The sequence below is a fragment of the Aeromonas finlandensis genome (genome assembly GCF_000764645.1).
GTDB classification, from domain to species: Bacteria; Pseudomonadota; Gammaproteobacteria; order Enterobacterales; family Aeromonadaceae; genus Aeromonas; species Aeromonas finlandensis.
Genome location: NZ_JRGK01000253.1, coordinates 1 through 703, shown reverse-complemented (window position 1 = coordinate 703; position 703 = coordinate 1). Strand labels below are relative to the sequence as shown.

The following is a 703-nucleotide window of genomic DNA, read 5'->3' as shown; positions in this document are numbered from 1 at the left end:
CCTCAAAGATAAAGTTCCAGCCATCGCGATGGAGTTAATCAACTCTCTATTGTCAATTAATCTCTTCAAACAATCAATTAATTCGTCAGCCTCATTGCCGTTTAAATAACAAGCACCGTTTTGGCCCAGCACACTTTTAACATCACTGATGTCAGTCGAAATTACCAATAAGTTATGGCTAGAATACTCGACTACTTTGGATGGAAATGTTGTATCGGCATATATACCGCCAACAGGCTTCAGAGACAGCCCAATATCGGAAGTCGCAAGTAACTCGCTATACTCAACATTATTTAATCGACCATGAACCCTGACAGTTGGAGCTTGAGAAGTGGACTCCAATTCACGAAAAGTGATAAGACTATCACCCATCCCACAAATAGAAAACTCGATGTGATCCATCCAATCTTCATAATTTTCCCGCATTTTACGTATAGCGGAAATCAATCTATTAGCGCCTGTATCAGCAGTCAAAGTTCCAGAGAGCAGTACACAGGCCTTGTTTTTTGCATAAACAGATCTAGATGATTCATAATTTTCATCCATCACACCATAATAGCTTTTTACTGGTCTTATTTTTGTATAAATAGATAATGCTGAACATGCCAAAAATGCACCATGATGACAACATTTATCAAATAAAAAAGGAATTGCTCTTTCCACTCTACGCTTTATCGATCTCCGCCCATCATCAACCTCACCG

At 39.0% G+C, this 703-nt stretch carries 1 protein-coding gene; it reads right to left on the bottom strand.

Annotated elements, in window-relative coordinates; genetic code table 11:
- The coding region (locus LD28_RS22510; protein ID WP_156120235.1) for a glycosyltransferase at positions 1-663 on the bottom strand (663 nt) is incomplete at its 3' end.
- Between the last annotated feature and the right edge of the window lie 40 nt (positions 664-703).